The organism is Viridibacillus soli (assembly GCF_016612995.1).
Classification (GTDB): domain Bacteria; phylum Bacillota; class Bacilli; order Bacillales_A; family Planococcaceae; genus Viridibacillus; species Viridibacillus soli.
Genome location: NZ_JAEOAH010000003.1, coordinates 387503 through 395361, shown reverse-complemented (window position 1 = coordinate 395361; position 7859 = coordinate 387503). Strand labels below are relative to the sequence as shown.

The 7859-nt window shown below is 32.2% G+C and carries 7 protein-coding genes and 1 pseudogene; 4 read left to right on the top strand and 4 right to left on the bottom strand.

What is annotated here, in order from left to right; genetic code table 11:
- Nucleotides 1-253, top strand: a pseudogene (locus JFL43_RS03725) (hypothetical protein); the annotation flags it as partial.
- 158 nt (nucleotides 254-411) lie between these two features.
- Nucleotides 412-873, top strand: a complete 462-nt coding sequence (locus tag JFL43_RS03720) for a DUF2975 domain-containing protein (protein WP_200747979.1) — start codon at nucleotides 412-414, stop codon at nucleotides 871-873.
- Nucleotides 874-1159: 286 nt separating this feature from the next.
- Here the strand turns inward: JFL43_RS03720 and JFL43_RS03715 are convergent, their stop codons facing one another.
- The 4 genes from JFL43_RS03715 to JFL43_RS03695 all read right to left on the bottom strand — a co-directional run bounded on the left by JFL43_RS03715 (nucleotide 1160) and on the right by JFL43_RS03695 (nucleotide 5625).
- Nucleotides 1160-1699 (bottom strand): hypothetical protein, encoded by a 540-nt coding sequence (locus tag JFL43_RS03715; protein WP_200747978.1) that lies wholly within the window; start codon nucleotides 1697-1699, stop codon nucleotides 1160-1162.
- Nucleotides 1700-3775: 2076 nt separating this feature from the next.
- Nucleotides 3776-4423: a hypothetical protein gene (locus JFL43_RS03705; RefSeq protein ID WP_200747977.1), complete on the bottom strand. Its 648-nt coding sequence runs from the start codon at nucleotides 4421-4423 to the stop codon at nucleotides 3776-3778.
- A 40-nt stretch (nucleotides 4424-4463) separates the two neighbouring features.
- The gene (locus JFL43_RS03700; RefSeq protein WP_200747976.1) at nucleotides 4464-5237 is read right to left on the bottom strand and encodes an ImmA/IrrE family metallo-endopeptidase; all 774 of its coding nucleotides are present in this window, start codon (nucleotides 5235-5237) and stop codon (nucleotides 4464-4466) included.
- A gap of 61 nt (nucleotides 5238-5298) precedes the next feature.
- Nucleotides 5299-5625, bottom strand: a complete 327-nt coding sequence (locus JFL43_RS03695; RefSeq protein ID WP_200747975.1) for a helix-turn-helix transcriptional regulator — start codon at nucleotides 5623-5625, stop codon at nucleotides 5299-5301.
- A 1064-nt stretch (nucleotides 5626-6689) separates the two neighbouring features.
- On the opposite strand from JFL43_RS03695, the gene JFL43_RS03690 reads away from it, so the two are divergent.
- Nucleotides 6690-7178, top strand: a complete 489-nt coding sequence (locus JFL43_RS03690) for a site-specific integrase (RefSeq protein ID WP_200747974.1) — start codon at nucleotides 6690-6692, stop codon at nucleotides 7176-7178.
- Between the two features lie 88 nt (nucleotides 7179-7266).
- The gene (locus JFL43_RS03685; RefSeq protein WP_200747973.1) at nucleotides 7267-7857 is read left to right on the top strand and encodes a DarT ssDNA thymidine ADP-ribosyltransferase family protein; all 591 of its coding nucleotides are present in this window, start codon (nucleotides 7267-7269) and stop codon (nucleotides 7855-7857) included.
- Nucleotides 7858-7859 lie beyond the last annotated feature (2 nt).

Here is a 7859-nt window from a genome sequence, read left to right as displayed (position 1 = left end):
AGGGATATTCCACATACAACACGTTAATAACTTCCATCGCCGTTTGAAAGGATGGATGGAACGATTTCAAGGCGTTGGTACGTATTATTTGGATAGTTACCTCTACTGGTATCGTTGGCTTGAGTTGCATAAAAACTTGGTATTTGAAAATCGGGTAGAGCAAATGCTTATTTCAGCTTGTCAAAAATCTAACTATTTCACAGTTGAAGCATTAAGGAAAGGTAAAGAGCACCATTTATCAGATGCTTTTTAAGCGGATTCAGTGGTTTAATGTTATTCAACTAACGAAACAGGATAGTTCAATAAAAACCTGTGTTATTGGATATTTTTTAACCAACAGAAATGTTTTTCAGAAACATTTCGAATTTTCTGACGTTATATTGATAACTATAAAAATTAAGGGGGAATACTATGCAAAAAATCAATTCCACCATTTTAAGTTCAGTCTTTGTTTTAATTGGTACTATCATTTTGTTATTGTGTGTGTTTGTTTTACCGAGGGTAGCACAGGAAACCGTACTAATACACCCAGAAGTTGCATATCTAAGATATCCGATTTTATTAGGAATGTATGTGACAGCGCTACCATTTTTTTATGCGATTTATGAAACAGTGAAAATGATTCAAGTCATTGAGCGTAAATCTATCTTTTCAAGTCGCATTGTTCAAGGATTAAATCATATAAAATATTGTGCATTTGTCATTATTGTTTTGTATGTCTTAGGAATCTTTGTACTTGATTATGCAAATGCGTTACCATCAGTAATTGCGGTAATGGGATTTGGTATACTTATCGTTACAATAATGGTGGCGGCAGGAGCAGCTTTTATAAAAAATGTACTTATAAAAAATCAATTGAAGTTATCTAATTAATGAAAGACCACTTCGAGGCTTAGTTAAATTTCGATTCACGAAATATCAAACCAAAAAGACAGAATTTAATCTACACGTTTTGTAGATTAAATCTGCCTTTTTGTTTTAACAGCCACAATCTTTGAGAAAACAGCCTTTATTTTAAACCAGGGACCTTTATCTTGTTGAAATATTTAGGGCAAATTAATTTGGTTTAACCGAGTTAATTAAGTATGAGAAACGATTATTTATTAGGGTTTTCGTGAATGACAAAAAACTTTCCTTCTATCTAAGTTAAGAAATACCATCAAATATCAGTTCCAATACTTGTAAGTTTATAGCTTCCATCGGTTTGCGATTCAAAAGAAAAATTAAACAATGTGTTCGAATCGTAAAAATGATTTGGTGATTCTAAACCGGTGTATATACTATTTCCTTTTTCATCCATGTCTATTGTTTTTACTGAAAAGTCTCCATAACCATCAATTTTGAATTTATTATCTGACCCTTGAATAGAATCAGCAAAAATAAGAGTACCATCTTTATAAGAAATTTCTTCAGTTAACCAAGGTTCAATTTCTTTAGGATTACCGGTCTTTAAAACTCCTAAAAATTTCAAGCTTGTTTCTGTGGCTAATATAATTTGCCATTTAGCTAAAATATCTTCCTCTGTTTTAACCTTTGTCGTTTCTACTTCAGCCAGTGCCTCTTCATACTCACTAACCTTTTCAACCAACACAGCATTCTCTTCTTCTAATTTATTTATCTTAGTTTCAAGCTCCGCTGCATCACCACATCCAGCTAAAATTAGTGTAGATAATACCATGCTTGTTAATAGTTTTTTCATCAAAAAAATACCTCCAATATAAAAGTAAAGCACATCTGTACTCCAAGAAATATAATACTAGAATTCATGTTAAATATGTGTCAAAAATAATAAGAAAATGATATATCGTAATAATAATGTGCTTTTTGCTACAATAGGCAAAAAAATATAAGATTCCCCAATTCTAGGGAAGCCTCTAGATCCTCAGTAGTAGCGAAAAATAAAGCGCTAGGACTCACTTTACATACAGATTTTGGATCACAATATACAAGCGAATTTTTTGGCGAACGCTTTAAGAAATACGAAATGATGCCATTATTTAGCCGAAAAGGATGCCCATATGCTAATGAGAGGATCGAATCGTTTCACGCAACACTAAAAAAGAAGAAGTGACCGAACAGGCTACAACAGATTTAAAACTTCACGCATAGCTATATTTAAGTACATCGGGGGCTTGAACAATCGCAAGAGGATTCAAGGTAGCATTGCCTATTTCACACCTGATGCGTACAAAAAAATGTGCCGAGTAGCAACTTGAAAAAACGGGATACAAAGAAATCCACCCACATTTTTCGCTCTACATCTCTAGTAGCGGTCCAAGGCTCTTTTCACTTTGACGGACTCAGGACGTGTAACACTCCAAAAATGGACGTTACGCTACACAAAAAAATTAACTTGTGTGTGTCTAAAATTTTGACATAGATTCAGTTTATAAAACCATCGTTAAATAGACAATATAATGACGGAGCATAAATTAACGTTTGTGCTCTCTTTTTTTATTGTACTTATATATAAACTCGTCTATTGTCGTAAGTGTATAAAACGTATAGGGAAATAGAAAGGTAAGTGTCAAATAGCATTCACTGACTAACAGGTGGGCGCTATTTAACGCTTACCATTAAATAACGGTTTTCTACTTCCTATTTTATTTGTTCATTCTTATATTCAGGGACCTTATTAAATGTACATTGTTTACCTACAGGTTGTTCTAAACGATAGATTACCAACGCATCCATGTTTCCACTTGTGTTGTATATGGTATATTTAATTCAATTAATACCTGTTTCATTGATATACCAGCTAATCGCATTTTAAACGCCTACATTTTTACTTCGTATGGATAATTCACTCTTGTTTTCATTGAAAAAACACCTCCTAATTGAAGTTTAGTATCTAAACCCGAATTCAATCGAAGATAATTTTTTTATTGGTCTATACTTGTGGGGTCAGCTCCTACATTTTAAATTTCTTTTCTTCATCTTGTATTATTTCTGTATCATTTAAACATTTTATAAACTGCATTTATAGTGAACAGGAAAAAGAAGAAAACCTTGAACTTTTAATATGCTTGGTAATTAATTTTAGCTAGCTTTCTTCTTAAATCTGCTAGTTCTCTTTTCATTGTTTATCCTCCATTTGGATTCGCAGTGGATGTTTATTAGTTATCCTCAAGTCCATAATTGCCCGAGCTAATGGAAAGAATATCAATTGTCCGCAGTACCAAGTGTTGAAAAGTGTTATTCGTAGTGGGCATCTTATTTATCAATGCGCTTCATGGCTTGGGGCGTAATTATTATGAGATTATTCTAAATTGGAATGATATCACATTAATTAATATTTATCCTAGAAATTGCATTCTACCCATTTGAGTTTTTAGTTTAGTTGTGTTTATATATCGCACGTAACCTATAAAATACGGGTTTTTCTAGGTTGAGAATGCTATAAGAATGGAAAGGTTCTTTTAATATATAATGAAAATTAAACATTTACTTAATTGAATGGACAAGGATTTCGAAGAGAGTAAAAATTATTCAGTTGCTAATGATAAAACTGGGGAAGAATCGTATTTACACTTAAATTTACAGTGAGATTTAAGAGATAAGAAAAAGTGATATTTGAAGAATTAATACAAGGAGAAAGGAGAAGCGAAAAGGAATACATGGAGGTGTGTATACGTACTGAAAAATAGTATGTTATATACTCGTACATTTATTTTATTGGTGCTTGGATTAAAATGGGGTAGCCATAATGCTTTAGCAAGTATTTTGTTGAAAGTAATGGACATAGTTCATAATTTAAATGAACTATGTCCAAATTTTAAATGGCCTTTGCAGCAAAGGTGTTATCAAAAAACTCCATAGCTTTTTGATATTTTTTCTTTTTCGCAGGATTTTTACTAGTTCGATTTTCTACGAAAAAAGCACTGTAGAATTGACGAGCTTCGCTCCGCTTTAATCCATACTCGTCCATAAAAATTCGACATAACTCGAATAAAGTATGTTGCCCAATTAATTGCGGTTGTTGAGTGTCGTCTCCGTTTTTGTAAATTTCTAAGTTTAGAGATTGTATAACCTTAGTTATCGAAAAATCATGGCTACAGATAAGTTCAGAATGGTTTATATATGCAGCAGCTAATGAATGTATTTCACCGATGTTTAAACAGTTTTTATCAGCGTCTACAGCGGAGAATTCCTTTGAAATTCTAGCTACTTCAAATTCATAATCATCAAAATCATCATCACTTAGACATGATGAATCTTCTGGATTAAAAAGTAGCCAATCGCCACTATCAATCTTACCTTGTACAAAGGATTTCTCACTAGAGATTCTAATTTCTTTTAAAACTTCTATATGTACAAATTTAGTAGCATATATCGCGTCTATCATTTTAAAAATGTCTACTTTATTATAGCGAATGGCTGCTACAATAATATTCGTGTCTAAAAATACGTTTTCCTTGGTCAATTTGATCCACCTCCTTAAAGCCAAGGATTGTAAAATATATTTAAGACACGTTATTCTCGAATGGAGAAATTTTAATTGATGCATTCTCTTCGGTGATTTCTCCGGATTTTACGAGTTCGTTAAGGATATTTCTATATTCTTGGAAATAATTGAACATTTTAGGTGCATCATAGGTGTGTGCATATCCTAAAATTTCAGTGCGTTTATAAATAAAATCTTCTTCTATCCAAGTAGATAAAAATTTGAATTCTTTTTTTATTTGTGGTGATTCATCTTCTATTTTTATAAGTTCGTCAATACGACGGCGCACCGATACATAGGGCATTATACTCATATCAGCTATATAATAAATCGTATCTAATAGAGTCATATTATTTTTTATTGATTGACTGTATATACTTTTTACAACGTGTTCATTTAACATGAGTGTTGCAGCAAAATGGTCGCCAGCTCTTTCAGATAGTTCTTCTACAGCCTCTCCTGGTCGATAGTCATAAATTTCATAGCTTTGATTTTCTATAACATGCCATAGCTCATGAGCTAGTGTGAAATACTGAATTCGTGTGTTATATTTCGTATTAACAATAACGTACTGTTTTGAATTGGGTAATGTAACTAGTCCGCCATATACTCGATCTGATTCTTCAATGCCATCGTTTATTACTTTATAGACGATTGAAATGTTTTTTAAATTTAATATAGTCTCAATGCCTGCACCAATAAAAGTTGTATCGTTAATATAGGTTTCACGAAAGTCTTTAGCGACACGTTCAGTAAATAATTCAATTTCAAATTTTGCAGTTGAATATTCCATGTGATATCCTCCTTTCCTCCTTTAATAATGTAAAACTAAATAATATATTTATCTTATATATTCAATCTTTAATTTTTAATCTTTCGCAATCTTGAATTGCTAGTACAATATTTTGGACGTCTATTTTACTTTTGCGTGAAGTAGCGTGACCTCTAAGTTGTAACATATATCCCTGTTCTTCAATCGTACGTTTACCTTTCAACTCGGATACTGTTTTCCCCATGATATTAGCAATTTGAGTTATTCTTTGAGTTGTAATACGACGTTGTCCTTTTAAAATAGCACCAATTAGTGAATCACTTACACCTAGTTTTTCTGCAAATTGTTTTTGAGTAAAATCATTCTCAGTTAGCCATTTGTTTATTTCTTCAATGATATTATTGTTCATTATTCACTCACTCCTCCTAATATTAACTATAACACAAAACCCACAAAATCCACAAAAAAATTATTTTTTTTGTGGATTTTGTGGGTTTTTTGGTGTATAAAACCCCAAGGATATAAAGTTGGTAATTTACTTCCTGTTTTTGTGCTTTTTAAATTATGTCACTAACACCAAATACAGAAGATGATTATTTATTTTATTTTCTCGAAACGTCTGAGTTTAGGAACGACTTTTTTAGTTTTGAAACAGGTGGTGTAAATCAGGGGAATGTAGGGTCAAAGTCGGTTTCAATTATAAAAATTCCATGGATTGAAGATATTTCGAAAAGAAGAGAGGTAGTAATATCTATACAAAAGCTGCTTTAAGAGGAAAGACTGGTATATGAAAATTTAAATACTCAAATTGACATTGATGTATTGAAACAATCTATCCTTTCAAAAACCTTCAAAGGTGAATTAGGTACAAATGATCCAGAAGATGAATCAGCAATTGAATTGTAAAAATCAATTCTTCAAGAAAAGTTATAATTGTTGTTTTTATTAATATAGTCAGACACCAAAATTGTCCACTCGGTAAATTATCGGGTGGATTTTTTGATGGTTTCAAATTACGAAAAGACTGCTTTTCATAACTTGAGAGTAATAAGATTGAATTACCTTAAAAATCCAAAAGAGGGGCTTTGAAACAATGGATGAGCTGTTAAATCTTGAGTTAATACAAACAGATAAAAATGAGAAGCGGCTATTCAAAAGCAAATTGATAAAAAATTAAAAACATATGCTGGGGACTATAAACGCTTTGAGGGTTTTTGTTTAGGTAAAGGTAGAGGAAATAATTATGAATCATTTGAAGTTTATTTATATGAAACGATCCAAAGTGGATTGATGCTTTCTACATTTAATAGAAGAAGTGCGGCTGTAAAATATCATTTAGAAAATAGGTGTAACCAGCTCCAAACGGACGAGCAGCGAAATCGTATCGCACAGCTAAGAAGCATTTATAACAATCGAGAGCATAGCGAACAAAAAAGGATGAAAAGGCAATCAGCTTAACCAAAAGATGAAGTGATGAACCTTATCAATCAGCTTGATACAAGAGCAAAAGCCATATCTCTTTTGAATTTGATAACAGCTTGTAGACCGAGTGAGATGATTACCATTAAAGTGAAGCACATTGATTTAACAGGACGATCAATTAGTGTGTATATGCAAAACCAAAATGAATGGGAGATGAAGCGATTAACTTTAGAGTGTGCCAATGCAGTAAGGGCATATATTAAAGAATATGGACTAGCAGAAGATAATTATATTGTTGGTCAGGTAGACATGTATGGAAACTATAAAAGCTCTTGCATTAGCAATACAGCTTATAGAAAAGCGATTCATAAATGGTTAGGATTCGCACCATACACGTTGCGAAAAACACAAGTCACAGCGATGCACGAAGCAGGTGCAGACGTAGCAACAATTGCGAAACAAAGTGGACATAAGAGCTTAGAAACGATTACGAAGCATTATTTAGAGGTGCATGATACGACGGTGGATAAATATTTGTGAAATTTTCATTTTTTTGAAACTTATGTTTTTTTTGTTCGTATAACGTCATAAGTAGAGAAAATACATTTATGTCAGGGGATGTTGCATTATGTCGCTAGTAACAACTAAGTCGGGGAAATTATTGTATCATTTAACAAAATTTAAAAATTTAGAATCTATTTTAAAGAAAGGTCTGTTGCCAAGAAGCCTACTTATAAAAGAGGGAATTAACTTCAAAGATGTTGCGGATAATAAAATTATTACCAAGAGAACTGAGATGAAATTAGATGAATTTGTGCCATTTCACTTTCATCCACATTCAGCATTTGATCACGCAGTGAAAAATGCACATGATGATGAGTTTGTTTATATTTGTATAACGAGAAATTTTGCTAAGAATAATGATTTTAAAGTGCTTCCAATCCATCCTTTAACTACTTCTGATGATTGTGAGATTTATGATTATGATGAAGGGATTGAGTCAATTGATTGGGATACTATGTCGCAAAAAGGTAATGATGAGACATATGTTAAACAGGTGAAGATGGCGGAATGTTTGAGTGAATATGGCATTGAGGCAAAGGGTTTCCGATCTATTTGTGTTGGAGATAAAGATTTACAGAAGCGTGTGTTAAAATTGCTAGAAGCGAATAAATTAAAAGGTAAAATGTACGTAGATATAATGCCATGGGCAAAATAATT

Coding starts and splice junctions, on each gene's coding strand:
- JFL43_RS03720 (WP_200747979.1), top strand. CDS start 412: ATGCAAAAAATCAATTCCACCATTTTAAGTTCAGTCTTTGTTTTAATT.
- JFL43_RS03715 (WP_200747978.1), bottom strand. CDS start 1,699: ATGAAAAAACTATTAACAAGCATGGTATTATCTACACTAATTTTAGCT.
- JFL43_RS03685 (WP_200747973.1), top strand. CDS start 7,267: ATGTCGCTAGTAACAACTAAGTCGGGGAAATTATTGTATCATTTAACA.
- JFL43_RS03690 (WP_200747974.1), top strand. CDS start 6,690: ATGAACCTTATCAATCAGCTTGATACAAGAGCAAAAGCCATATCTCTT.
- JFL43_RS03695 (WP_200747975.1), bottom strand. CDS start 5,625: ATGAACAATAATATCATTGAAGAAATAAACAAATGGCTAACTGAGAAT.
- JFL43_RS03700 (WP_200747976.1), bottom strand. CDS start 5,237: ATGGAATATTCAACTGCAAAATTTGAAATTGAATTATTTACTGAACGT.